The sequence below is a fragment of the Pseudomonas sp. KH_027 genome, assembly GCF_057838565.1.
In genome coordinates this window covers 4,090,269-4,114,603 of sequence record NZ_CM174470.1, presented here as the reverse complement: position 1 = coordinate 4,114,603, position 24,335 = coordinate 4,090,269, and the positions used below count along the sequence as shown (strand labels likewise).

Below are 24,335 nucleotides of genomic sequence, written 5' to 3'. Positions count from 1 at the left end.
TTGGGCAGGTTAAACTCTGCGCATTCGCACCTTCGCTTCCCTAAGTTCTGGTTATCCTCATGACTTTCGCCTCCCTTGGCCTGATCGAACCCCTGTTGCGCGCCCTCGAAGCCCTCGACTACAAGACCCCCACGCCTATCCAGACCCAGGCGATTCCGGCGGTACTGGCCGGGCGCGATCTGATGGCCGCGGCGCAGACCGGTACCGGCAAAACCGCCGGCTTCGCCTTGCCGCTGCTGCAACGGCTGACCATGGAAGGCCCGCAAGTGGCCAGCAACTCGGTGCGCGCACTGGTGCTGGTGCCAACCCGCGAGCTGGCCGAACAGGTGCACGAGAGCTTCCGGGTGTACGGTCAGCACCTGCCGCTGAGCACCTATGCGGTGTACGGCGGCGTCAGCATCAACCCGCAAATGATGAAGCTGCGCAAAGGCATCGACGTGCTGGTGGCTACACCCGGCCGGCTGCTCGACCTGTATCGGCAGAACGCGGTGAAATTCGGCCAGTTGCAAACCCTGGTGCTGGATGAGGCCGATCGTATGCTCGACCTCGGTTTCTCCGAGGAGCTGCGTGACATCTACGCCGCGCTGCCGAAGAAACGCCAGACCCTGCTGTTTTCCGCGACCTTTTCCGAGGCGATCCGCAGTCTCGCCGGGCAGGCGCTGGACGACCCATTGAGCCTCGAAGCCAGCCCGCGCAATGTCGCCGCCAACAGCGTCAAGCAGTGGGTGATTCCGGTCGACAAGAAGCGCAAGCCCGAGCTGTTCAGCCACCTGCTGAAAACCCAGCGCTGGACCCAGGTGCTGGTGTTCGCGAAAACCCGCAACGGTGTCGATCAGCTCAGCGAGCTGCTGCAGCAGCAGGGTGTCAGCGCCGACGGCATCCACGGCGACAAGCCGCAGGCGACCCGCCAGCGCGCGCTGGACCGCTTCAAGGCCCGTGAAATTCAGATCCTGGTGGCCACCGATGTGGCCGCGCGCGGGCTGGACATCGACGACCTGCCGCTGGTGGTCAACTTCGACCTGCCGATCGTCGCCGAGGACTACATCCACCGCATCGGCCGCACCGGTCGCGCCGGCGCTACGGGCCAGGCGATCTCGCTGGTCTGCGCCGACGAGGTGCAACTGCTCGCGGCCATTGAAACCCTGACCCGGCAGACCCTGCAGCGCATCGAGGAGCAGGACTTCGAGCCCGAGCACCGGGTGCCGATGACCGACCCGAGCGGCCAGGTGCTGAAAAAACCGAAGAAGCCGAAAAAACCGAAGGTCTTCAGCGGCGGCGGCAAGAAGACCCTGGGCAAATGGCTGGAAAGCGACGAGCCGGCCGAGACACCGGTGAAAGCCGTGCGCAAGGTGCCGAGCTTTAACACCGGGCCTAAAAAGAAAAAGCCCTAAGGGCACGCTGACGATGATGATCGTTCCCACGCTCTGCGTGGGAACGTAGCCCAAGACGCTCCGCGTCTGCTTTTTGCTGGATTCCCGCCTTCGCGGGAGTGACGACTTTTTCATCGCTTCCTGCATGGACCGGACACATGTGTCCGGTCCATGCACTTCCCCAAGAAAGCCCTGAGTCGGGGCGTGAACGTTACTCTCAGTGTGGCGGCGGGTGACGTTTCGCCAGAGCCATGCTGGTGCGCTGGATGGCAGTAAAGCAGCCGGTGGCAGGCACCTGGGCTTACCGGCTGGGGCGCACAGGCGGGTGTGGAGGGGGTTCAGGGTAATGGCTCAAAATATGCGTTCCTGTATGAAATCCTGAACGCCTATAGTGTAGTGTGACTCTGGCTTTCGCCCTTGCGCACTACCACACAGACAACCCCCATGCGCCACAAGGAATTGAAACACTGGACCGCCGGCGTCGCTCATTTGCTGGCTTTGCCCAACGGTAGAGCGCGGCTGCTTGGCCTTAGCCAGTGGCTGAATCAGATCTGTCACGTCGACCACTTCGTTTTGTTCATCTATGAAGGGAATCACCGCCCGCTGGCGCTGTTCGACACCTTTCCGGCGGACAAGCGTAAGGTCTACGTCGACGACTATCAGGTCGGCCCCTACCTGCTCGACCCCTTCTACCTCGCCTGCACACGCAACCAACCGCCCGGCCTATGGCGTTTGCGCCAGTTTGCCCCGGACCACTTCTACCTGGGCGAGTACTACCTCAATTACTACCAGTTGACCGGTTTGGCCGAAGAGGTGGCCTTCTTCGTCGACCTCGCCGACGGTGCCAAAGGCGTGCTTTCGTTGATGCGCAGCACCGCCAGCCCGGCCTTCAGCCGCGATGAGTTGCAACTGGTTGAGTGCGCCCAGCCGGTGGTGGACGAGTTGGTTCGTGAAGCCTGGCAGCAATGCCGCGTGCAGCAGCCGCGCCCGGTACAGGATCTCGACCACAAGATCCGCGCGGCTTTCGACCAGTTTGGCGCGCACACCCTCACCGCGCGCGAGCAGGAAATCGTCCAGTTATTGCTGCGCGGCCACTCCAGTGCCTCGGTGGCCGAGCAGCTGGAAATCAGCCCCGGTACGGTGAAAATCCACCGCAAAAACATCTACGCCAAGCTCGGCATCGGCAGCCAGGCCGAGTTGCTGGGGTTGTTCATTCGCGAGCTGTCGGGATCGGAGGTGGATGGCGAGGCGTCGTTGCGCGCGGCGAATTGAGTACAGGGCGATGTCCCTAAGTCGTTCAGGTTTTGCGTTTTCCCTAGGTGCGCCTATCCCCCGAGGGATATATACAACGCAAAACCGCGATTGTTAGTTTGGGTCCCACAAGCACTAAGACGAGTGGGGCCTGCGGTGAACGATTCCAGCCAAGCATTCGATATCGAATTTCGTCATGTGGTGAAGCGCTACGGCGCTACGCCAGCGGTCAATGGCCTGAGTTTCAAGGTCCGACGCGGCGCCTTCCACTCCTTTCTCGGCAGCTCTGGCTGCGGCAAAACCACCACTCTGCGGATGATCGCCGGTTTCGAACAACCGTGCGAAGGTGAGGTGTTGCTGGCCGGTCACTCGGTGGCCGGGGTGCCGGCGCACCAGCGGCCGGTGAACATGGTGTTCCAGAGTTATGCGCTGTTTCCGCATTTGACGGTGGCGGAAAACATCGCCTACGGCCTGCGTTACCGCACACCGCGCCCGGAGCGTGCCGAACAGCGGCGGCTGGCCGATGAGGCGCTGGAAATGGTGCGCCTGTCCGGTTACGGCCAACGCAAACCCAGTGAGCTGTCCGGTGGCCAACAGCAGCGCGTGGCGCTGGCCCGTGCGCTGGTCAACAAACCCACGGTGTTGCTGCTCGACGAACCGTTGGCAGCGCTTGACCGCAAGCTGCGCAAGGAGATGCAGTCCGAGTTGCTGCGCCTGCAGCGCGAGGTCGGCATCACCTTCGTGCTGGTCACCCACGATCAAGAGGAGGCGCTGTCGATGAGCGACAGCATCAGCGTCATGCAGGATGGCCTGATCATCCAAACCGCCAGCCCCGAACAACTCTACGAAACCCCGGCTAGCCGCTATGTGGCGGACTTCATCGGCGAGTCCAACCTGTTCAACGGCACCGTGCGCCGTATCGACGGTAACTCGGTGGTGTTGGAAACCGCCCAAGGCCTGCAACTGACCAGCCCTCGCACACCCAGTGGGCAGGCGCTCAGCACGGCGCTCGATCCAGGGGCGGCAGGCTGTATCGCGGTGCGCCCGGAGCTGATCAGCATCGGCACCGCCAACACACCGTTGGCCCGTGAAGTAACGCTGCACGGTCAGGTCGAAGACCGCATCTACCTCGGCAACCTCACCGAATACCGCGTGCGCACGGAGCCGTTCGGCATCGTTTGCGTGCGCGTGCCGAGGCATAGCGAGCATAGCCAGGTGGCCTTTGAACATGGCGCGCCGGTGCAGATCGGCTGGGACCAGGCCAGCGGTTTGGCCATGGGGCTTTAAAGGAGGGATTGAAACGAAAACGCAGGTCGGCATCAGCACCGTAAAAGGCTTCCTGGCCGACGGCCAGGAAGCCGAAAAACAACCAATGGGCTTAGGGAGAGTGCAATGGACAAGAAGACATTCATCAACACCATGCGCAGCTGGCAGAACGGCTCGATCACCCGCCGCGACTTTCTTGGGCGCACCGGGCTAGGGCTGGCCGCTGCGGTAGTCGCCAGCAACATGCCCGGTCTGTTGACCAGCCAAGCCTTCGCCGGCGAGAAAGGCTCCATCGGTGATCGCCTGGCCCTGGCCACCTGGCCGAATTATCACAACCCAGCAAACCTCGAAACCTTCGCCAGTAAAACCGGCGCTAAGGTGCAGATGAGCGTGTTCGGTTCGAACGAAGAAATGCTCGCCAAGTTGCAAGCAGGCGGCAGCGGCTGGGACGTGTTCGTGCCGACCAACTACACCATCAGCACCTACGTCGAACTGGGGCTGATCGAGCCGCTGGATCTGTCGCGCCTACCCAACTTCGATGCCGCAGCCTATGAAAAACGCTTCATGGAGCAGGGCATCGTCAACGGCAAGGTGTATGCCGTGCCGAAGAACTGGGGCACCACGGGCTTCGTCTACGACAGCGCCAAGCTCACCAGCAAACCGAGCTCCTGGAAGGAGTTCTGGGAACTGACCATGGGGCCGGCGTCGGGCCGGGTGATGGTGCACGACTACCAGTTGACGGCCATCGGCAATGCGCTGAAGTCCTTTGGCTACAGCTTCAACTCGCTGGATCCCAAAGAATTGGCAGACGCCGAGAAGCTATTGATCGAGGCCAAGCCGCACCTGTTCGCGATCAACTCCGACTACCAGCCGTCGATGCGCAGCGGCGATGCTTGGATGTCCATGTGCTGGACCGGCGACGGCTCGCAACTGCACCGCGACCTGCCGAACCTGCAGTTCACCCTCGGCCGCGAAGGTGGCGAGTTGTGGAGTGATTTCTTCGCCATTCCCAAAGGCGCCGAGCACCGGGATGCGGCCTATGCCTTCATCAATTTCTTGCTTGATCCGCAGGTCAACAAGCTGGAGGTCGAGGCCCATGGCTACCCGAGTGGTGACAAGCGCGTGGATGCCTTGCTGCCCAAGGCAATGCTCGAGGACCCGATCATGTACCCGGCTGCCGACTTGCTCAGCACCTTGGAGTTTGGTGCCGCAGCGACCCTGACCAGCCCGGAGCGGGCTGAACTGATGGCACGCTTCAAGGCGGCGTAGATCGCTGCCGTGGGATTTCGTAGGGGCGAGCCTGCTCGCGAACAGGCTGGCAACGCATTCGCGAGCAGGTGCGCTCCTACGGGCAAGGTCAGGCCACCCGTTTTCAAGAAACGCTGCCATGCGTAAGGATTCACCTATGAATATTGCCGTTAGCGCCCCGCTCCAAGCGGCGAGTGCTGCTGCGCCAGTTGCTGCCGGGGAAAGCCTGGGGCGGCGGATCACCTGGCTACTACTGATGCCCTCGACCCTGTGGTTTCTGCTGTTGTTACTGATGCCGCTGGTGGTAATCCTGGTCTTCAGCCTTGGTGAGCGCAGTGCGGTCGGCGGCTATAGCGCCGCGCTGACCCTCGACAACTACCTGAACCTGGCGTCACGGGCCAAGGCCTTCACCAATACCCTGGTGTTGGCTCCGTTGGGCACCTTGGTGTGCCTGGTGGCGGCCTATCCGCTGGCGTATTTCCTGGCGGTGAAGGTGCGTAGCAACCGTTCATTGCTGCTGACCCTGGTGATAGTGCCGTTCTGGACCAGCTTTCTTATCCGCACCTACGCGTGGATTTTCATCCTCAGCGGCAAAGGCATTCCGGCGCTGCTGGCGAGCGTTGGCCTGGAGGATGTGCGGCTGATCAATACGCCTTATGCGGTGCTGATCGGCATCGTCTACGGCTACCTGCCGCTGATGGTGTTCCCGATCTACGTCAGCCTGGAAAAGCTCGACAAACGCCTGCTGGAAGCCTCGGCCGACCTCGGTGCGGGCGCCTTCGAAACCTTCCGCCGGGTGACCCTGCCGCTTTCGGCGCCGGGGGTGATTACCGGGGTGATGCTGGTGTTCATCCTGCTGATGGGCGAGTTCCTGATCCCGGCGATCCTTGGCGGCGGCAAGGTGTTCTTCGTCGGCAACGCGCTGGTCGATCTGTTCCTGCAATCGCGCAACTGGCCGTTCGGCAGCGCGGTGGCGATGACCTTGGTGCTGATGATGCTGGCGATCATCGGCGTCTACCTGAAGCTGGTCGCGCGCTTTGGCGGCAAGCAGCCGGACGGAGTGCTTTGAGATGTGGCTAAGAAGTTATTCGACCTCGGTCTACCTGTTTCTCTATGCGCCAATCGCGCTGATCATGCTGTTCAGCTTCAACGCCGGGCGCAGCGGGTTGTCCTTCGAATGCTGCTCGACGCAGTGGTTCGGTAGGGCATTCGGCAATCCGTTCATCATGGAAGCGCTGGGTAACAGCGCGTTGATCGCACTTTGCTCGGCGTTGCTAGCCACGCTGTTCGGCACCCTCGCGGTGTTCGGTTTGCAGCGGGTCAGTGGGCGGGTGCGGTTGCTGTTCGATGCGCTGACCTATTGCGCGATCATCGTGCCGGGCATTGTCATCGGTATTGCCACGCTGATTGCCTTCATCACCCTGTTCGACGTGTTCAATCCGCTTCTCGCGGCACTCGATCTGGGTATCCCCAAACTGCGCATGGGGTTTTTCACTGTGGTTGCAGCGCACTCGCTGTTCACCATGGCGCTGGTGATGGTGATCGTCCGTACTCGCGTCGATGCACTGGATCACGCGCTGCTGGAGGCCTCAGCCGACCTTTATGCGCCGCCGCTGGAGACTTTTCGGCGGGTGGTCCTGCCGCAAATCGCTCCGGCGATCCTCGCGGGTTTTCTGCTGGCGTTCACCTTCAGCTTCGACGATTTCATCATCGCCTTCTTTGTCGCCGGCTCGGAAACCACGCTGCCGATCTACATTTTCTCCTCGATCCGCCGTGGCGTGACGCCGGAGATCAATGCGATATCCACGGTGATCATCATTGCCTCGCTGGCGCTGTTGTTCACCTCCCGCTACCTGCAGAACCGCCGTGCCGGCGTGCATCCATGACGGAGAGCTCTATGCGCGATCAGCTGTATATCAATGGCGAGTGGGTCAGCCCGGACCTGGGTGGTTATTTCGATGCGCTCGCCCCCGCCAGCGAACACGTCATCCAGCGCGTGCCGGCGGGCACCGAAGAAGATATCGACCATGCTGTGCGCGCCGCCCGGCGGGCCTTCGAGCATGGCTGGGGGCAGACCAGCGGCGCCGAGCGCGCGGGCTGGCTGGAGGCGTTGGCGGATGAGTTGGAGAGTGGCCAGGATGCGCTGGCCCTGCTCGAGGTGCTCGACAATGGCAAGCCGTTGCCGGAAGCGCAGTGGGATATTGCCGACGCGATTGGCTGCTTCCGTTATTACGCCGAGCTGGCGCGGGAACTGGACAGCCGCCAGGACGAACCGCTGGCGCTGCCCGACGAGCGTTTCCGCTGCCGCATTCGCCGTGAACCGGTTGGTGTGGCGGGGCAGATCATCCCGTGGAATTACCCGTTGCTGATGGCCTCGTGGAAAGTCGCTCCTGCGCTGGCTGCGGGTGCCACGGTGGTGTTGAAGCCCTCTGAACTGACGCCGCTGACCGCGTTGGAGCTGGCTGCGGCAGCCGACAAAATCGGTCTGCCAGCGGGGGTGTTGAATGTAGTTACCGGCTTCGGCGTCGAGGCCGGCGGCCCGCTCAGCTTGCACCCGATGGTGGACAAACTGGCTTTCACTGGCAGCGTGCCGACTGGCGCGAAGATCATGTCGGCCGCCGCCGCGGATATAAAAAACATCAGCCTGGAACTGGGCGGCAAGTCGGCCTTCATCGTCTTCGACGATGCCGATGTCGAGGCGGCCGTGGAGTGGATTCTGTTTGGCATCTTCTGGAACCAGGGACAGGTCTGTAGCGCCACCTCGCGTCTGCTGGTGCAGGAGGGCATCGCCGCGCGGCTGATTGCGCGACTGGTCGAAGCCACTCGCAGCATCCACATCGGTCACGGCCTGGAGCAGGGCGTGCAGCTCGGCCCACTGGTCAGCCAGGGCCAGCACGACAAGGTCATTGGTTTCATCGAGCAGGGCAAGGCCAGCGGCGCGCGGTTGCTCACTGGTGGTAAGCGCCCGGCGCATCTGGATCGCGGTTTTTTCATCGAGCCGACGATCTTCGATGAACCGGCGGAGAACAGCATCATCTGGCGCGAAGAAGTGTTCGGCCCGCTGCTCTGCATCAAACGCTTCAAGCGTGAAGAGGAGGCTGTGCGCATGGCCAATGCCAGTCGCTTCGGCCTGGCCGGCGCGGTGATGAGTGCCGACCCGTATCGCGCAGCTCGTGTCGCCAACTTGCTGCGCGCCGGCATCGTCTGGGTCAACTGTTCGCAGCCGACCTTCAACCAGGCGCCATGGGGCGGCATGAAACACAGTGGCATCGGTCGCGAACTGGGGCGCTGGGGGTTAGAGAATTATCTTGAAGTGAAACAGGTGACCGAATACGTCGGCAGCGAGCCCTGGGGCTGGTATCTGAAGTGATGCCCAACGTGGAGTCGCAGGCGACCCCCCGTGCGTGATCTCGAAATTGACTGGATTTGATCGTTTCAACGCTCTGCGTGGGAACGTAGCCCAAGACGCTCCGCGTCTGCTTTTTGCTGGATTCCCGCCTTCGCGGGAATGACGACGGAAGGGCTTTTGATCGTTCTTTGATGCGCTTAAGTGTTCTGCGCGATGCGCCAGAGCACACCACTCGGATCGATCAGCACGAAGTCGCGCATGCCCCAGGGCTGTTGGGCGGGCGGGACCACGCGGATGCCGTATGTTTCCACCAGTTTCGCGGCCTGCACCTGTGCCCACCAGGCATCCAGATCCTTGACCAGCAGGTGCATCATAAAATTGTCCGCCAGCTCCGCCACATAGAAATTCTGCAGCAGAAAGCTGCAGTCGCCGTGATGGAAATAACTCAGCTCGTCCGAGCTCCAGCCCAGGCTGAAGCCCAGGTCGAGGTAGAAACGTTTGGACCGTTCATAGTCCTTGGCCGGGACGAAGGTCTTGAGTTCGACGGTATCCAGCATTCGCGGGTGCTCCTGTTCGCTACTTGAACAGGCTGATCTACGGGCGTGCCGGCGCCTCTGTCGGGGCCTGGCCGCTGGCGATGCTACCTCAGAGTGGACGCTCCATATAGCGGTGGTCGGCGATGCCGGCCAGGCGGGAGCGGCGTTCGTCGTGCACGCAGAAACCCAGACGCTGGTACAAGGCCTGCGCCAACGGGTTGCCCGCCGACACATCCAGTGCCGCCTTGCGTGAACCCTGGGCGCGGCCTTGTTGCAGCAGGTGTTCGATCAGGCGCGTACCGATGCCTTGTCCGGTCAGCCCGGGCTGCACACCCAGATGCGCGAGGTAAAGCAGATCCTTGGCGGGCGGCTTGACCAGTTGCTCCATCTGCAACCCCTTGCGGATCACGCTCCAGGCGGACCAGGGGCCGTAGAAGGCAAAGATCTGCCGGGTGACCGTGAGCATATTGCCCAGGTTCACCTCGCCGCTGAACGCCGTGCCGACCGCGACTATCCGTCCATCCAGTTCGCCGACCCAATGCCGCTGGTAGCCGAACTGGCCCACGCCACTGACAAAGGCGGTGCGGAGAAAGTCCTGGGCAGAGCCTTTGTGCCGATGGCGGAACACGTAGTCGAACGCCGCCGGGCCGGAGCTATGGATCAGCGGCACGGCGTGTTCGGCGTCTTCAGGCTGGGCGGGGCGGAAGGTGAGGGGCATGGTGCTCTCGTGCGAAAGGAGAAAGCTAAATCTAGCACGATGGTTCCATTATTTGCTGGCGAAGATGCCTGAGACAGGCCGCGCACTCAGGCATGCGCCCGCGCGATTTATTCCCTCGCCCTTCTGGGGGGGCGTCGGGAGCACAGGCCTTGAGTAGAGGGTTGGCTTAATGGCGCGGAGCGTTCTTTAGCTGGAAAGAGCAAACTCGCCAACAGGCGGTCGGCTCAGTTGCGCCGCAACCACTGCAGCATACCCAGCCCGGCGGCACGGCCGCTGGCGAAGCAGGCGGTGAGCAGATAGCCGCCGGTGGGCGCTTCCCAGTCGAGCATTTCGCCGGCGCAGAATACCCCCGGCAACTGACGGAGCATCAGGTGCCGATCCAGCGCCTCGAACGGCACGCCGCCGGCGCTGCTGATGGCCTCGTCCAGCGGGCGGGTGCTCACCAGTGTCAACGGCAATGCCTTGATCGCCGCGGCCAGCAAGGTCGGGTCGGCGAAGGTCGTTGCGTCGGTTAGCTCACGCAACAATCCGGCCCGCACGCCTTCGAGGCCCAGTTGGCTGCGCAGGTGGTTGCTCTGCGACTTGCTGCCACGCGGCTTGCGCAACAGCGCTTCGACCTGCGCCAGGGTTTTCTGTGGCAGCAGATCGAGGTAGAGGGTCGCGCTGCCTTGCTGGTTGATGCGCTCGCGAATCGGCGCGGACAGCGCATAGACCAGGCTGCCCTCGATGCCCTGGGCGGTGACCACGAACTCGCCCAGCCGTGGGCTTTCCTGGTCCAGGCGAATGGCCGTGGATTTGACCGGTGCACCGGCGAACTTTTCCAGAAACCAGGGGCTCCAGCCGGCCACTTCGAAGCCGCAGTTGCTCGACTGCAGCGGCGCCAACTGCACGCCGCGCTGTTCCAGCAACGGCACCCAGGCGCCATCGGAACCCAGGCGCGCCCAGCTGCCACCGCCGAGCGCCAGCAGCACGGTGGTAGCGTTGATGGTGCGCTCGCCTTCGGGCCCGGCGATACGCAGGCGGCCATCGGCCTGCCAGCCAAGCCAGCGTTGGCGGGTATGGATGTTCACCCCGTGTTCGCGCAGGCGTTTCAGCCAGGCCCGCAGCAAGGGCGCGGCTTTCATGTCGGTGGGGAACACCCGGCCGGAACTGCCGATAAACGTCTCGATGCCCAGGTCGTGAATCCATGCGCGCAATTGCTCTGCACCGAAGTCCGTCAGCAGCGCTTCGAGCTCGGCGCGGCGCTCGCCATAGCGTGCGAGAAACGCCGGTTGCGCTTCGGAGTGGGTGATGTTCATACCGCCGACGCCCGCCAGCAGGAACTTGCGGCCGACCGAGGGCATGGCGTCGAACAGTTCGACCTTCACCCCGGCCAGTGCCAGCACTTCGGCGGCCATCAGGCCCGCGGGGCCGCCGCCGATGATGGCGACCGGATAACGAGGGGCGTTGCTGGAGTCAGTCATGGGCAGGGCGGCTGTCGCAATGGGGTGCGGCCATTCTACCCGAGGGTTGCATGGCTGTAGGGCGCCACACTCAGTTTCGCCGCAGGCGTTAAACCCGCCCTCTGCAGGCATGGGTGTCACACGTGGATACATCGGATAGCGCACTCGGGAGCGGCGCGGTTGAGTGCGATCAACTCGCCGGCGCCCTCGCTATGGTTGTCCCGCGCGGTGATGCAGCTGATCACCTTCGTCGGGCTGCTTCAGTGTCGGTAACAGCGCGCAAGCCAGGTGATAGACCACCGGGTCGATGGTCCCGGCGGCGCTGCATCGCCAGGGCTCAGCGGTCCGTGGCAAAGGCGCCAGGGAAATGTTCGACCAGGTAGTCGATGAAGGCCCGCACTGCGGGGAGCATGCCCAGGCGGGTGGGGGCGAGTGCCGAAATCGTCGCATCGCCTGGTCGCCAATCCGGCAGCACGCACTGCAATCGCCCGGACGCTATCGACGATGTACACAACGCGGAGGGCAGGGCAGTGATGCCAAGCCCCGCTTCGGCAGCCTTCTTCAGCATGCGCATGTCGTCGCTTCGCAAGCGTGGCTGCAGGTGGGTAACCACCATGTCGCCACTCGAGTGCATGAGCTTCCAGGAGAGTGGTCCTCCCCCTGGGCAATGGCTGGCTACCAGGCAGGCATGGCTGTCCAGGTCGCTTGGTTCGGCGGGCATGCCATAGCGTTCCAGGTAGCTGGGGGAGGCCACCAGCGACCATGGGGCTGGCATGATCAGGCGCTGGATGAGGGAGCTGTCCGTGAGCGATTCGGTGTGGGCGCGTATGGCCACGTCGAAACCTTCGTTGATGATGTCGACGAAGTTGTCGGTTGCATGCTGGACAACCGAGACCTTTGGGTAGGCCTGCATGAAGCCAGGCAGGATATCGACCATCGCCAGCTGGGACATTGCGATTGAGCACGTGAAGCGCAAGGTGCCAGATGGCTCGCCGGTGTGCTGTTTGACGCTGTTCGCGGCTTCGTTGGCGGCATGCAGCGCGGTCAACGCGTTGCGGTAGAAAATCTGCCCCAGCTCGGTCACACCGAAGCTGCGGGATGTGCGCTGCAGCAGCCGCACACCTAGCATCGATTCGAGTTCGGCGATGCGTTTGCTCAAGGTCGACTTGGGTAGGCCCAGGGCTTTTGCCGCGGCGGTGAAGCTGCGTTTTTCCACCACCTGAACGAACAGGTGGTAGTTATTCAGATTCTGCATCCGGGGCCTCTCTGCGCGTTTGCCGTGTTGTGCAGTACACGCTCGCAGTCGACTCCCGGGCTGTCAACCTGGCCCGCGACGGATCGCGGGCAACATTTATTTGCTCGCAAGATCCTTCTAAGCGAGCAAACGCATCCAAGTAATCGTGCGACCTGCTGCCGCAAGATTGTCGCTATGGCGCTCACTCCGGAGATCCACGGGCCACTGCCGCTGCGTTTAGAGCGTCTCCCTGTCATCCGGTATAGCGGCGATTCGATATCAAGGCGTTGAATGCGATGGCCATCGTTCATGGCTGTGAACGATACGTCTCAGACGAGACGCTCCTGCCTCAACGATCAATCGGGTAGCGTTTCTCCTTCTGGTAACGGTCCCGGCTTGCCGGCACGCCAATGGTGTGTGAGGCGGCAGCGAGCCGTTACCGCCATCACCTTGGGCAACGTAGTCGATCAATGGAAGTTGAAGGTACAAACAGAAAAGCCCATGCCGATCGGACGCAGGCAGCACACGACTCTCGCCCGCGCGCAAGCAGCCGTGAGCGCAACTGGCCGGGGGTCACGGTCGAAAATTTCGTCTTCAGCGAGGAAGCCAGCATCGGTTGCATGCAGGAAGAAGACAATCTCGTCATCCTCTGCGTGAGTGGCGGTGGCACTGTGGTTCAGGAGTACAACGGCCAGGTTCACCGCGGCACATTCAAATCCGGCATGACATTGATCATCCCCAGGTCCCGCTCGCTACGTCTTGAGTGGAAGAGACAGGCCCATGCCCTGATATTCCATGTTTCTGCCGATTTGCTGAATGATGTGGCCAAGGCCTCGGGTATGGCCCATGCACGCAAGGTCAATCTGGTGAGCAACTATGGCGTGCGCGACACCTTCATTCAGCGTATCGGTGCGTTTTACAGCAACGAGTTCGCGCAGGCGCCACACAACTATCAGAACCTCATCGTCAGTTCGCTTTCCTGTGCCCTGGCCAGTCATCTGCTGCGGCGCCATACCCTGCACGGCAGCCACTACCAACCCTGGAAGCGTGGTTTGAGTGCGCAGGCGCTGGGGCGGGTGATCGAGTACATGCATGCGCACATCAGCAATAGCATTACCCTCGAAGAGCTGGCGCTGCTGGCGGAAGTCAGTCGGTTCCATTTCGCCAGGCTGTTCCGGCAGAGCACGGGAGAGAGCCCCATCACCTTCCTCTACCAACTGCGCATTGAGCGGGCGAAGACGCTGCTTATGGATGGGCAGATGAACATCACCGAAGTCGCCGCCGCGCTTGGTTTTTTCGACCAAAGCCATTTCACCCGGCTTTTTCGGCGCGAGTTGGGCTGCACGCCAGGCGCGTACAAGCGGGAGACACGCTCGGACAGACTGTTCGTTCCCTTCCCCGATGAGTGACGGCAGACAGCGGTACCGCGGATTTGTGAGCGAGGGCAGTAAATTATCGAGCACTATTGTTCAAAGCCAGCACATCCATACAAGTACGGGTCGCCAGTCGTCCAGCACCATGACCGCACTTCAATCCGTTCGGAGAGTGTCATGGCTACTGCAAAAGCTGCCCCAGGCAAGACCCTGCTAGACCCGACCAACCACACCCTGATCCTCATCGACTTCCAGTCCCAGATGGCGTTCGCGACCAAGTCCATCGACGCGGTTTCGCTACGCAACAATGCGGCGCTGATCTCCAAGGCGGCGAAAGAGTTCAAGGTCCCCGCGATCCTCACCACGGTCGCGGAGAAGAGTTTTTCCGGGCCGATGTTCGACGAAATCAGTGCGGTATTTCCCGGCCAGAAGGTGATCGATCGCACCTCGATGAATACCTGGGAGGACGAGCGCATCGCCGTGGAAGTCAACGCCATCGGCAGGAACAAGATCGTCCTGGCGGGCCTCTGGACCTCGGTGTGCATCGTTGGTCCGGCGCTCTCGGCGATCGATCAGGGCTTCGAGGTCTATGTGATCGCCGATGCCTGCGGCGATGTCTCCAATGAAGCGCACCAACATGCGATAGAGCGGATGATTCAGCTCGGCGCCCGGCCGATGACCTCGCTGCAATACCTGCTGGAACTGCAGCGCGACTGGGCACGCGGTGAAACCTACGACCAGACTGTGAAGACCGCCATTGCCAACGGCGGGGCTTACGGACTTGGTCTGATCTACGCAAAGACCATGTTCAACGCCTCCGAAGGTCACTGAGTGACGTCCCGTCATGCCTGTCATGCCCATGCGGGCGTGACGGGGCGTTGCCCTGCACCTTGACTGGATGCGTGAGCATGATCAAAACCTCGACCGATTGGGCTCTGCTGTTTCTCCGAGTCAGCGGCTCGGCCTTGCTGCTGCATGTGCATGGCCTGCCCAAGCTGATGCACTTCAGCCATGAGCTGACGGTGATCGAAGACCCGCTCCGGCTGGGGGCCGGGCTGACCCTGTGCCTGGCGATTTTCGCCGAGGTGCTCTGCCCGTTGCCGATCATTCTGGGCATCGTCACCCGCCTGGCCTGCTTGCCGATCATCTTTCTGCTGCTAGTCTCGTTGCTGTTCGTGCATCCCGAGTGGAGCATGGCTGACGGTCAGTTTGGCTGGTTGCTGCTGATCATCTTCACCACGCTGCTGATTTCCGGGCCAGGGGCTCTCGCCCTGAGCAGCCGGCTGCCCGGCAACCGCCCGCGACTGAAGTACCCGTGGTGATCGGCAGGGCTACTGTGTTATCGCGAAGCGAGAGCACGGAAATACCAGAACAGCACGTGCAAGCAATTCTTGTCCGGCATTTTTGGCGAGACTGCAAAGCCGGGTCGGAGTCGTTCATCCATCAGCGTCAGGGAGCCGGCAATGGCCATTGAGGTTGCAGACGATGTGGTGACGCTGATCGTGCGCCATCGGGTCAAGGCGGGGATGGACCAGGAGTACGAGCAGTGGCTGCGCCGCACCATTGGCACGGCCAGCAGCTACCCCGGCCATCTCGGTATCGACGTGATGCGTGGTCATAGCCTGGGGCTGGCGTTGTTCACCTGTGTGCTGCGCTTCGCCAGCACCGGCCAGTTGCAGGCCTGGCTGGACTCCGCAGACCGCCGGCGCCTGGTCGAAGACGTCGGGCCGCTACTCGCCGACGGCGATCAGACCGAGGTCAATGCCGAGCGCGAGTTCTGGTTCACCACCCCGGCCGCTGCCGCAACAGTCGCGCCGCCAGCACGTTGGAAGCAGGCCTGCGTGACCTTTCTGGTGATTCTGCCGCTGAGCCTGCTGGTGCCGCTGGCGTGGCAACCGCTGTTTGCCAAGGTGCCCTGGCTAGGGGGCTATGTGCCCAGCAACGTGCTCATCACCCTGAGCATCGTGCTGCTGGTCGTTTATCTGTTCATGCCGCGTGTGACCCGCTGGTTCGCCAACTGGCTCAACGCCCCGCAGAACGAGGAGTAACCATGAGCAAAGACCCATCCGACGACAGCCGTCGCCACTTCCTCGCCGCCAGTTCGCTGCTCGGCGCCGCTGGCGCACTGTGGTCCGCGCTGCCTTTCGCCGGTTCCGCCTACGCCACCACTTCAGGGGACAAGATGAACGCCGATCTGATTCTGCATAACGGCCGCCTGCACACAGTCGACCGGGGAAAGCCCCAAGCCACCGCCGTGGCGATCAAAGACGGACGTTTCGTCGCCGTCGGCAGCGATGCCGAGGCCATGGCCTTGCGCGGCAGCGCGACGACAGTGATCGACCTCAAGCGGCGCACGGTGATCCCCGGGCTCAACGACTCGCACCTGCACCTGATTCGCGGCGGTCTCAATTACAATCTGGAACTGCGCTGGGAAGGCGTGCCGTCGCTGGCCGATGCCCTGCGCATGCTCAAGGACCAGGCCGAGCGCACCCCCGCGCCGCAATGGGTGCGGGTGGTCGGCGGCTGGAATGAGTTCCAGTTCGCCGAAAAGCGCCTGCCGACCCTCGACGAGTTGAACAAGGCGGCGCCCGATACCCCGGTTTTCGTGCTCCACCTGTATGACCGGGCGCTGCTCAACCGCGCCGCGCTCAAAGTGGTCGGCTACACCCGCGACACGCCGAACCCGCCGGGCGGGGAAATCCAGAAGGATGCCAATGGCGAGCCGACCGGCATGCTGGTGGCACGGCCCAACGCGATGATTCTCTACTCGACCCTGGCCAAGGGGCCGAAGTTGCCTCTGGAATACCAGGTCAACTCGACTCGCCAGTTCATGCGTGAGCTGAACAGATTAGGGGTTACCAGCGCCATCGATGCCGGTGGCGGTTACCAGAACTACCCGGATGACTATGCGGTGATCCAGCAGTTGGCCAAAGCCGACCAGTTGACCGTGCGCATCGCCTACAACCTCTTCACCCAGAAGCCCAAAGAGGAGCTGGCTGATTTCAAGAACTGGACCGGCACGCTGAAGTACGGGCAGGGCGACGACTTCCTGCGGCATAACGGGGCAGGGGAGATGCTCACCTTCTCCGCTGCTGATTTCGAAGACTTCCTCGAACCGCGCCCGGACCTGCCGCAAACCATGGAGCAGGAGTTGGAGCCGGTGGTGCGGCACTTGGTGGAGCAGCGCTGGCCGTTCCGTCTGCACGCAACCTACGACGAATCCATCTCGCGCATGCTCGACGTGTTCGAGCGGGTCAATCGCGACATCCCGTTCAATGGCTTGCCGTGGTTCTTCGACCACGCGGAAACCATCAGTCCGAAGAATATCGAGCGGGTCCGTGCCCTGAACGGCGGCATCGCCATCCAGGACCGCATGGCCTTCCAAGGCGAGTACTTCGTCGACCGCTACGGTGCCAAGGCCGCCGAAAGCACGCCGCCGATCAAGCGCATGCTGGCCGAAGGCATTCCAGTCGGCGCCGGCACCGATGCCACCCGGGTGTCCAGCTACAACCCCTGGACCTCGCTGTACTGGTTGGTCAGTGGGCGCACCGTGGGCGGCCTGGAGCTTTATCCGCAAGGTCTGCCACGGGAAACCGCACTGGAGTTGTTCACCCACGGCAGCGCCTGGTTCTCTGCCGAGCAGGGCAAGAAGGGCCAGATCAAGGTCGGCCAACTAGCGGACCTGGTGGCGCTCTCGGCCGACTTTTTCAGCGTCGAGGACGAGGCGATCAAGTGGATCGAATCGCTGCTGACGGTGGTCAATGGCAAGGTCGTGCATGCCACCGGTGAGTTCGACACGCTGGCGCCACCCAGTGTGCCGGTGATGCCGGACTGGTCGCCGGTAGTCAAGGTGCCGGGGCACTGGCGGCCCGGTTCGCCGCTGCAGGCTCAGGTTCACCAGTGTTCAGGCCCCTGCGCGGTGCATTCGCACAGCCATGAGCGGGCGCGCTTGTCCTCGGCGCCGGTAAGCGATTACCAGGGCTTCTGGGGCGCCTTCGGTTGCTCCTGCTTCGCCTTCTGAGCATGACGGCCTTGCAGCAGTCCTCGGCCTGGAGCCCGCTACGGCACAGCACATTTCGCTGGCTGTGGTTGGCGAGCATCGCGTCGAACATTGGCACCTGGATGCATGAGGTCGGTGCCGGCTGGCTGATGACCTCGCTTTCGGCCAGCCCGATGAATGTGGCGCTGGTACAGGTCGTGGGCTCGGCGCCGATGTTCTTCCTCGCACTGCCGGCCGGGGCGCTGGCGGACATCGTCGACAAGCGCCGCTATCTGCTGCTGGTGCAGCTGTGGATGGCGGCGGTGGCCATGTTGCTGGCCCTGCTGACGCTGAACGGGCAGATGACGGTGTCGCTGCTGTTGTTGCTGACCCTCGGCATGGGCATCGGCACGGCGTTGATGATGCCGGCCTGGTCGGCGCTGACGCCGGAGCTGGTGGGCAAGGCCGACCTGCCGGCGGCCATTGCCCTGTCCAGTGTTGGCGTGAATGTCGCACGGGCCATCGGCCCGGCGATTGCCGGTGTGCTGGTCAGCCTCAGCGGCCCCTGGGCGACTTTTGCGCTCAACGCGCTGTCGTTCTTCGCGGTGATCGCCGTACTGTTCTTCTGGTCGCGCGAGCCGAGCCGCTCGGTACTGCCCGCCGAGCGGTTGTTTGGCGCCATGCGTGCCGGCTGGCGCTACAGCCGCAGTTCCAAACCGCTGCAGGCGGTGCTGGTGCGGGCTGCGGCGTTCTTTATCGGCGCCAGCGGCGGCATGGCGCTGCTGCCGCTGATCGTACGCAGCGAGCTCAAGGGCAGCGCCGCCGACTTCGGCCTGCTGCTCGGCAGTGTCGGCGTCGGCGCGGTGCTAGGGGCCATGTTCCTGCCACGCCTGCGCGAGTCGATTCGTGCCGACTGGCTGGTGGCGCTGGCCAGTGTCTTGTATGCGCTGGTGCTGTTCGCCCTGGCGCTGCTGCGGGATTTCCGCGGGCTGATTCCGGTGATGCTGCTCAGTGGCGCGGCCTGGATCGCCGTGCTGTCGAGCCTACAGGTGGCGGCGCAGACCGCGGTGCCGAGCTGGGTGCGGGCGCGGGCGCTGGCGGTCTACATCCTGGTGTTCTTCGGCAGTATGGCGGCGGGGAGCATGCTCTGGGGCTACGTCGCCAGCCATGCCTCGATCCCGCAGGCGTTGAGCGCAGCCGGCAGCGTCCTGCTGCTGGGCATTGGCTTCACCGTCCACTTCCGCCTGCCGGTTACCGCTGCCGAGGACTTGGCGCCCTCGCTGCACTGGCCGGTGCCGATCCTTGGCGAGGGCGAGGATCAAGAGCGTGGCCCGGTGATGGTGACCCTGGAATATGACATCGCCCCCGAACATGCCGTGGCTTTCCAGCGGGCGATGGCCGAGGTGCGCGGCATGCGCCGCCGCAATGGCTCATTTTCCTGGGGGTTGGTGCAAGACAGCGAAAACCCCAGGCGCTGGCTGGAGTTCTTCTTCGATGAGTCTTGGCTCGAACACCTGCGTCACCACCACCGGGTAACCCGTGGCGAGCAGCGCATCGAAGCGGCGGCAAGGCTCTTTCAAACCGCCGATGTGGCGGTGCGCATCAGCCACCTGCTGGTAGGGCGCACGCCATGACGGTTTCGCGAACGGCCTGCTTGGGCCTGGAAGTCACCCTGGGTATCGGCAGGAGTGGCTGTCGCGTCAGCCGGCTTCGAACAAACGCCGCAGGGCGCTCGGTGACAGGCCGGTCCAGCGCTTGAACGAGCGGCGCAAGTTGGTGGCGTCGTGGAAGTGCAGGAAGCCGGCGACCTCTTCGTTGCTGTAACCCTTGAGCCGGTAGAGGTAGAGCGCCACGTGCTTGCGCACCTGGTCGTGCTGTTCCTGGTAATGGGTGCCGTGCTTGCGCAGCTTGCGCTTGAGCGTCGCCGGGCTCATTTCGAATGCCTCGGCGGCCTGCTCCAGCGAGGGCGACTGGCGCACGTTGGCCTGCAGCCAGGCGTACAGGCGGTCCAGCAGGCTGGCGCGATAGCCGAGGCCATCCAATTGCTGCAGGGCGTGCTGGCGGGTCACGGCGCCGGCGGTCTGCGCCGCGTTGGGCCAGGGCCGGGTCAGGTACTCGCGGGGCAGGCGCAGCAGGTCGACCTGGCTGTCGAATAGCAGGTCCTCGCCCAGGTGCACCCAGTACTGCTCGACATAGCGCGGCTCACTGTGGGCGAAATGAAAGCGCCACGGCAGACGCTCGCCCGACAGCCTGCGGGCCATCGCCACCACCGCCGTCATGCTCGCCTCGATGAGAAAGCGCCACTGGGCGCCGGCGCCAGCGCTGTCGACCCAATACAGGTAGGCGTACTGCTCGTCCAGCAGCAGGCGCGGGGTCAGCAACGGGCTGAGCAAGGGGCGCAGCTCGATCAGCAACTCCAACGCCTGCTGCAGGTTCGCGGCCTGCTGCAGGGCCTGGCTGGCGGCACCGTAGTGGCCGGGCAGCAGGCGCTGGCCGAAGAGAAAGCTGGAGTCGTCGGCGTCGAGCAGGTGCGCGCTGTTGTCGATCAGGGCAAGGAACTGCTGCGGGCTGATGCGGGCCTGGCCATCGAGGATGTCTTCATGGAACAGCCCGGTGCCGCGCAGCAGGCGATGGTTGTCCAGGCCCCGGCTGAGGCCCAGGTCGATCAGCGTGGCGGGCTGATAGTGCGCGGCAATGAAGCGGCTGTCGGATTCGTACCAGGGCGTCTTCAGGGTCATGACGGCTCAGGCGCTCTTCGCCAGCGGCTGCTTGGCGCGCGCCAGGCCGAGGTTGAGGCGTTTGAGCAGGGTATCGGCATCCTCGGCGAGCGCCATCACCACCGCCACCGCCGCGCTCAGTTGCAGGCGCTCGCCCTGCAGACGGGTGCGGTGGGCCAGGTGCCGCACGGCCAACTGCAGTTCAGTTGCCATCTGCCGCGCCTGGCTTTCGCCGGTATTGGGCAGCAGCACCACGAAACGGTCGCCGGCCAGGCGGCAGAGCAGATCCTGACGGCGCAGGTTGAGCAGCAGCAACTGGGTCAATGCCTGCAGCACGTCGTCGCCTTCGCCATGGCCGAAGCGCTGGTTGATCGTGGCGAAGTCATCGACGTCGATGGCGATCAGCGACAGCGGTTGCTGCTGGCTCAGACCCTGCTGCATGGACAGCTCCAGCTGCCGCCGCAGGTATTCGGCGCCGCCCAGCGGGGTGAGCTTGTCGAACAACCGATGCTCGCGAAACAGCAGCTCGCGCTTTTCCATCTGCGCGCTGATGGCCAGCTGTTCGCGGTGCCAGTGGTAGATGCCCAGGGTCAGCAGGATAAAACCCACCGGCATCGGCCCGGACTCCAGCCACTGGTCCCACTTGAAGGTCGCTGGCAATTGCACGAATTCGTCGACCGAGTCCATCCACAGCGAGAAGAACAGGCAGGCCAGGCCGAAGAACAGCAGGTTGGTCACCCGTCCGGCGGGCCGGCTTTTCAGTAGCAGGCCGATCCAGATCAGCACCAGCAGGGCCGAGCCGCCTTCGCCGACGATGTCGGTCCAGTTCCATTCGGGCAGCGGTTTCACCGTGCCGGCGACCAGGTGCACGAGCAGGCCGAGGTTGGCGGCCAGCAGCAGGCCGGTGAGTTTCCAGGTATGCAACTTCAGCAATGGCGGCATGGCCAGTGGGCTCCGCAGGTTTCGATGGGCGCCAGCAGAACAGATGTTTGTGACGTGTTGGTTGCAGGGCTGGCCGGCGCGGGAGGTCGTTTCAGCTCAGGGCAATTGCTGGTTTTTTTTGTCGCCATGCGCGTGCGGTGTCCGTTGCCCGCGTGCTGGTGCTGCCGGTCGCGGCTTGAGCCGGTAACGGTGGCTGCCGAGCGCTTCTGGCTGATGCCGGCGGTGCAGGTCAATTCAGCTCAATTGACTGGAAAAATCCGGCGAAAAGCGGCTATTCGCCGAGGTTCGCCGCGGGCTGTCACAGAACCTTCATCGCGTCTGCCTAGCTTGCGCTCCCAAGTTGCCTGGCCATTGTTGCCCGGCGCATGTCGCTCTTGGGGAGGGTAAGTGATGAAGCTACGCAGAAGCACGGCACGCCGTTCGGGTTTGCATCTCAGCGCCTTGGCACTGGCGATGGCCTCCAGCGCGGCAGTGCTGGCCGCCGAGCCAGGCACCGAATATGTCGAAGTGATCGGCCAGGCCGTGAGCATCGACAAGGCGCTGAAAGATCAGCGCAACTCCGACAGCACGGAAAGCGTGGTGCATGCCGACGGCATCGGCCAGTTGCCGGACCAGAACGCCGCCGAAGCGCTGCAGCGTCTGCCGGGTGTTGCCGTCGAGCGCGACCAGGGCGAAGGCCGTTTCGTCAGCGTGCGCGGCCTCGGCCCGGACCTGAACAGCGTGACCATCAACGGCACCCTGGTGCCTTCGCCGGAAAGCGAGCGCCGCGCGGTGGCCCTCGACGTGCTGCCGTCTGAGCTGGTGCAGTCGCTGACCGTGGTCAAGACCCTGACCCCGGACATGGACGCCAACTCCCTCGGTGGCACCATCGAGGTGGAAAGTCTCTCGGCCTTCGACCATGACGGGCTGTTCTACACCGGCAGCGCGGAAGGCAGCTACGACGACAACACCGAGCAGACCAGCCCGAAATTCTCCGGCGCGGTGAGCGACCGCTTCAGCCTCGGCGACGGCACCGACAACTTCGGCGTGGCCGCCGCGCTGAGCTGGCAGAAGCGCGACTTCGGCTCGGACAACGTGGAAACCGGCGGAGACTGGGATGAAGACCGCCTGGAACAGTTCGAGCAGCGCGACTACGAGATCAGCCGCGAACGCACCGGCATGGGGTTGAACTTCGATTACACGCCGGATGATCTGTCCAGCTACTACCTGCGCACCCTCTACAGCCGCTACAAGGACACCGAAACCCGCAACGCCGCCGGCGTCGAGTTCGCCGCTGCGCAACTGCCGGGCGAAACGGGCGATGCCGAAGGCTTCCGCGAGCTGAAAGACCGCGAAGAAACCCAGCAAATCCAGTCCTATGTATTCGGCGGCGAACGCCTGCTGGGCCTCTGGACCCTGGGCGGCCAGGTCGGCTACAGCCAGTCCAGCGAGGACACCCCCGGCCACATCGCCGGCGCCACGTTCGAGGGCAACGACGACTTCACCGATGTCGGCTTCTACGACAGCGAGAAACCGCGCCTGAACGTCGACAGCGCGTTCTACCAGCCGGCCAATTTCAGCCTGGATCAAGTCGAGTGGGCCGAAGAAGACACCACCGACACCGAGAAGAACATCAAGCTCGATCTGGCCCGCGACTACGAGCTGCAAGGCTACGCCGCCCAGGTCAAGTTCGGCGGCAAACTCAGCCGCCGCGACAAGGACAACGACACCGATATCTGGACCTACGAAGACTTCGGCGATTTCGGCTTCAGCGACGAGCAACTGGCCATGGATCAGTTCACCAAGGGCGCGGTGGACTACAGCCTCGACGACTTCGGCCCCGGCCTGTCGGCGAGCAAGATCAAGAACCTGCTCGGCGGCCTCGACCGCGACACCTTCTACAACGAGGAAGAGTCGCGGGTGAACGACTTCGAGATGAGCGAAGACCTCAACGCCGCGTACCTGATGCACAGCGTCGATATCGATGACTGGCGCTTCATCGCCGGCATGCGCTACGAAGGCACCGAGTTCGAGGCCAAGGGCACCGGTATCCGCGATGGCGACTTCGAGGCCATCGAGGCGCGCAACGATTACCACCACTGGCTGCCCGGCCTGCACGCGCGCTACCAGTTGGACAAGAACACCCAGGTGCGCGCTGCCTGGACCAACACTGTGGTGCGCCCGACCTTCGGCCAACTGGCGCCGGGCTTCATCATCGACGGCGACGAGGCCGCGTTCGGCAACCCGAATCTCAAGCCGCTGGAGTCGAGCAACTTCGACTTCGGCATCGAGCACTACCTGGGTCGCGCCGGCGTGCTGTCCGCCTTCCTGTTCTACAAAGACATCGACAACTTTGTCTACAACGCCGACCTGGCCGGCACCGGCGAATGGCTCGGCTTCAGCGAAGCCAATAGCTTTGCCAATGGTGACAGCGCCAAGCTGTACGGCCTGGAACTGGCCTACTCGCAGAAGCTCGACTGGTTGCCGGCCCCCTGGAACGGCGTGCTGCTGGGCGCCAACGCCACCTTCAGCCGCTCCGACGCGAGCATCAGCGGCTACGACAACGACAGCGGCCGCAACCTGGAGCGCGACATCGACCTGCCCAACCAGTCCGACACGGTGGGCAACCTGATGCTCGGTTGGGAGAACGACACGCTGAGCCTGCGTTTGTCGGCCAACTACAAGTCCGACTACCTCTACGAAGTCGCCGGCATCGCCGACAAGGCCCACGACATCCATGTCGACGACCAGGTATTCGTCGACTTCAGCGCCGGTTACTTCCTGAGCAAGAACCTGCAGCTCAAGTTCGAGGCGCAGAACCTCACCGACGAAACCTTTTACGCCTACAGCGGCAGCAGCCGCCTGAACGCCCAGTACGAAGAGTACGGACCGACCTACAAGCTCGGCCTGACCTTCACCCACTTCTGATCG

At 63.3% G+C, this 24,335-nt stretch carries 20 protein-coding genes; 14 read left to right on the top strand and 6 right to left on the bottom strand.

Annotated features, from left to right (window positions below; all coding sequences use genetic code 11):
- Positions 1-59: 59 nt before the first annotated feature.
- The 7 genes from rhlE1 to AC3IYG_RS19165 all read left to right on the top strand — a co-directional run bounded on the left by rhlE1 (position 60) and on the right by AC3IYG_RS19165 (position 8,505).
- A complete protein-coding gene (gene rhlE1 / locus AC3IYG_RS19195; RefSeq protein ID WP_489311103.1) occupies positions 60-1,391 on the top strand; it encodes an RNA helicase RhlE1 in 1,332 nt (443 codons plus the stop codon).
- A 423-nt stretch (positions 1,392-1,814) separates the two neighbouring features.
- Positions 1,815-2,642 (top strand): LuxR C-terminal-related transcriptional regulator, encoded by an 828-nt coding sequence (locus AC3IYG_RS19190; RefSeq protein ID WP_489311102.1) that lies wholly within the window; start codon positions 1,815-1,817, stop codon positions 2,640-2,642.
- A 123-nt stretch (positions 2,643-2,765) separates the two neighbouring features.
- On the top strand, positions 2,766-3,908 hold the full coding sequence (locus AC3IYG_RS19185; protein ID WP_489311101.1) for an ABC transporter ATP-binding protein: 1,143 nt from the start codon (positions 2,766-2,768) through the stop codon (positions 3,906-3,908).
- A 105-nt stretch (positions 3,909-4,013) separates the two neighbouring features.
- On the top strand, positions 4,014-5,156 hold the full coding sequence (locus AC3IYG_RS19180; RefSeq protein WP_489311100.1) for an ABC transporter substrate-binding protein: 1,143 nt from the start codon (positions 4,014-4,016) through the stop codon (positions 5,154-5,156).
- A 136-nt stretch (positions 5,157-5,292) separates the two neighbouring features.
- On the top strand, positions 5,293-6,204 hold the full coding sequence (locus AC3IYG_RS19175; protein ID WP_489311099.1) for an ABC transporter permease: 912 nt from the start codon (positions 5,293-5,295) through the stop codon (positions 6,202-6,204).
- A gap of 1 nt (position 6,205) precedes the next feature.
- Positions 6,206-7,021, top strand: coding sequence for an ABC transporter permease (locus tag AC3IYG_RS19170; protein ID WP_489311098.1), 816 nt, complete (start codon positions 6,206-6,208; stop codon positions 7,019-7,021).
- A gap of 11 nt (positions 7,022-7,032) precedes the next feature.
- Positions 7,033-8,505 (top strand): aldehyde dehydrogenase family protein, encoded by a 1,473-nt coding sequence (locus tag AC3IYG_RS19165; RefSeq protein WP_489311097.1) that lies wholly within the window; start codon positions 7,033-7,035, stop codon positions 8,503-8,505.
- A 176-nt stretch (positions 8,506-8,681) separates the two neighbouring features.
- Here AC3IYG_RS19165 and AC3IYG_RS19160 read toward each other — a convergent pair whose 3' ends face one another.
- The 4 genes from AC3IYG_RS19160 to AC3IYG_RS19145 form a co-directional block, all read right to left on the bottom strand.
- Positions 8,682-9,041 (bottom strand): VOC family protein, encoded by a 360-nt coding sequence (locus AC3IYG_RS19160; protein WP_489311096.1) that lies wholly within the window; start codon positions 9,039-9,041, stop codon positions 8,682-8,684.
- 88 nt (positions 9,042-9,129) lie between these two features.
- The gene (locus tag AC3IYG_RS19155; RefSeq protein ID WP_489311095.1) at positions 9,130-9,738 is read right to left on the bottom strand and encodes a GNAT family N-acetyltransferase; all 609 of its coding nucleotides are present in this window, start codon (positions 9,736-9,738) and stop codon (positions 9,130-9,132) included.
- A gap of 224 nt (positions 9,739-9,962) precedes the next feature.
- On the bottom strand, positions 9,963-11,201 hold the full coding sequence (locus AC3IYG_RS19150) for a TIGR03862 family flavoprotein (RefSeq protein WP_489311094.1): 1,239 nt from the start codon (positions 11,199-11,201) through the stop codon (positions 9,963-9,965).
- Between the two features lie 316 nt (positions 11,202-11,517).
- Positions 11,518-12,435 carry a LysR substrate-binding domain-containing protein gene (locus tag AC3IYG_RS19145; protein WP_489311093.1) on the bottom strand — a complete coding sequence of 306 codons (918 nt, stop codon included), beginning with the start codon at positions 12,433-12,435 and terminating at the stop codon, positions 11,518-11,520.
- A 389-nt stretch (positions 12,436-12,824) separates the two neighbouring features.
- Here AC3IYG_RS19145 and AC3IYG_RS19140 point away from each other — a divergent pair, with 389 nt between their 5' ends.
- The 6 genes from AC3IYG_RS19140 (at position 12,825) to AC3IYG_RS19115 (ending at position 19,400) form a co-directional block, all read left to right on the top strand.
- Positions 12,825-13,823: a helix-turn-helix domain-containing protein gene (locus AC3IYG_RS19140; RefSeq protein ID WP_489311092.1), complete on the top strand. Its 999-nt coding sequence runs from the start codon at positions 12,825-12,827 to the stop codon at positions 13,821-13,823.
- 141 nt (positions 13,824-13,964) lie between these two features.
- On the top strand, positions 13,965-14,618 hold the full coding sequence (locus tag AC3IYG_RS19135; RefSeq protein WP_489311091.1) for a hydrolase: 654 nt from the start codon (positions 13,965-13,967) through the stop codon (positions 14,616-14,618).
- A gap of 77 nt (positions 14,619-14,695) precedes the next feature.
- The gene (locus AC3IYG_RS19130; RefSeq protein ID WP_489311090.1) at positions 14,696-15,109 is read left to right on the top strand and encodes a DoxX family protein; all 414 of its coding nucleotides are present in this window, start codon (positions 14,696-14,698) and stop codon (positions 15,107-15,109) included.
- Positions 15,110-15,250: 141 nt separating this feature from the next.
- Positions 15,251-15,835 carry an antibiotic biosynthesis monooxygenase gene (locus tag AC3IYG_RS19125; RefSeq protein ID WP_489311089.1) on the top strand — a complete coding sequence of 195 codons (585 nt, stop codon included), beginning with the start codon at positions 15,251-15,253 and terminating at the stop codon, positions 15,833-15,835.
- A 134-nt stretch (positions 15,836-15,969) separates the two neighbouring features.
- Entirely contained in the window at positions 15,970-17,808 is a 1,839-nt protein-coding gene (locus AC3IYG_RS19120; RefSeq protein WP_489313961.1) for an amidohydrolase, read from the top strand.
- Between the two features lie 2 nt (positions 17,809-17,810).
- Positions 17,811-19,400, top strand: a complete 1,590-nt coding sequence (locus AC3IYG_RS19115; RefSeq protein ID WP_489313960.1) for an MFS transporter — start codon at positions 17,811-17,813, stop codon at positions 19,398-19,400.
- A gap of 66 nt (positions 19,401-19,466) precedes the next feature.
- Here AC3IYG_RS19115 and AC3IYG_RS19110 read toward each other — a convergent pair whose 3' ends face one another.
- Together AC3IYG_RS19110 and AC3IYG_RS19105 are read right to left on the bottom strand one after the other, a co-directional pair.
- Positions 19,467-20,504 carry an AraC family transcriptional regulator gene (locus AC3IYG_RS19110; protein ID WP_489311088.1) on the bottom strand — a complete coding sequence of 346 codons (1,038 nt, stop codon included), beginning with the start codon at positions 20,502-20,504 and terminating at the stop codon, positions 19,467-19,469.
- 6 nt (positions 20,505-20,510) lie between these two features.
- The gene (locus tag AC3IYG_RS19105; RefSeq protein WP_489311087.1) at positions 20,511-21,425 is read right to left on the bottom strand and encodes a GGDEF domain-containing protein; all 915 of its coding nucleotides are present in this window, start codon (positions 21,423-21,425) and stop codon (positions 20,511-20,513) included.
- Between the two features lie 390 nt (positions 21,426-21,815).
- Between AC3IYG_RS19105 and AC3IYG_RS19100 the strand changes: the two genes are divergently transcribed.
- Positions 21,816-24,332 (top strand): TonB-dependent receptor, encoded by a 2,517-nt coding sequence (locus AC3IYG_RS19100; protein ID WP_489311086.1) that lies wholly within the window; start codon positions 21,816-21,818, stop codon positions 24,330-24,332.
- Positions 24,333-24,335 lie beyond the last annotated feature (3 nt).

Excerpts from the sequence above, each read along its gene's own strand:
- rhlE1 (WP_489311103.1), top strand. The coding sequence starts at position 60 with ATGACTTTCGCCTCCCTTGGCCTGATCGAACCCCTGTTGCGCGCCCTC.
- AC3IYG_RS19190 (WP_489311102.1), top strand. The coding sequence starts at position 1,815 with ATGCGCCACAAGGAATTGAAACACTGGACCGCCGGCGTCGCTCATTTG.
- AC3IYG_RS19180 (WP_489311100.1), top strand. The coding sequence starts at position 4,014 with ATGGACAAGAAGACATTCATCAACACCATGCGCAGCTGGCAGAACGGC.
- AC3IYG_RS19175 (WP_489311099.1), top strand. The coding sequence starts at position 5,293 with ATGAATATTGCCGTTAGCGCCCCGCTCCAAGCGGCGAGTGCTGCTGCG.
- AC3IYG_RS19170 (WP_489311098.1), top strand. The coding sequence starts at position 6,206 with ATGTGGCTAAGAAGTTATTCGACCTCGGTCTACCTGTTTCTCTATGCG.
- AC3IYG_RS19165 (WP_489311097.1), top strand. The coding sequence starts at position 7,033 with ATGCGCGATCAGCTGTATATCAATGGCGAGTGGGTCAGCCCGGACCTG.
- AC3IYG_RS19160 (WP_489311096.1), bottom strand. The coding sequence starts at position 9,041 with ATGCTGGATACCGTCGAACTCAAGACCTTCGTCCCGGCCAAGGACTAT.
- AC3IYG_RS19155 (WP_489311095.1), bottom strand. The coding sequence starts at position 9,738 with ATGCCCCTCACCTTCCGCCCCGCCCAGCCTGAAGACGCCGAACACGCC.
- AC3IYG_RS19150 (WP_489311094.1), bottom strand. The coding sequence starts at position 11,201 with ATGACTGACTCCAGCAACGCCCCTCGTTATCCGGTCGCCATCATCGGC.
- AC3IYG_RS19145 (WP_489311093.1), bottom strand. The coding sequence starts at position 12,435 with ATGCAGAATCTGAATAACTACCACCTGTTCGTTCAGGTGGTGGAAAAA.
- AC3IYG_RS19140 (WP_489311092.1), top strand. The coding sequence starts at position 12,825 with ATGGTGTGTGAGGCGGCAGCGAGCCGTTACCGCCATCACCTTGGGCAA.
- AC3IYG_RS19135 (WP_489311091.1), top strand. The coding sequence starts at position 13,965 with ATGGCTACTGCAAAAGCTGCCCCAGGCAAGACCCTGCTAGACCCGACC.
- AC3IYG_RS19130 (WP_489311090.1), top strand. The coding sequence starts at position 14,696 with ATGATCAAAACCTCGACCGATTGGGCTCTGCTGTTTCTCCGAGTCAGC.
- AC3IYG_RS19125 (WP_489311089.1), top strand. The coding sequence starts at position 15,251 with ATGGCCATTGAGGTTGCAGACGATGTGGTGACGCTGATCGTGCGCCAT.
- AC3IYG_RS19120 (WP_489313961.1), top strand. The coding sequence starts at position 15,970 with ATGAACGCCGATCTGATTCTGCATAACGGCCGCCTGCACACAGTCGAC.
- AC3IYG_RS19115 (WP_489313960.1), top strand. The coding sequence starts at position 17,811 with ATGACGGCCTTGCAGCAGTCCTCGGCCTGGAGCCCGCTACGGCACAGC.
- AC3IYG_RS19110 (WP_489311088.1), bottom strand. The coding sequence starts at position 20,504 with ATGACCCTGAAGACGCCCTGGTACGAATCCGACAGCCGCTTCATTGCC.
- AC3IYG_RS19105 (WP_489311087.1), bottom strand. The coding sequence starts at position 21,425 with ATGCCGCCATTGCTGAAGTTGCATACCTGGAAACTCACCGGCCTGCTG.
- AC3IYG_RS19100 (WP_489311086.1), top strand. The coding sequence starts at position 21,816 with ATGAAGCTACGCAGAAGCACGGCACGCCGTTCGGGTTTGCATCTCAGC.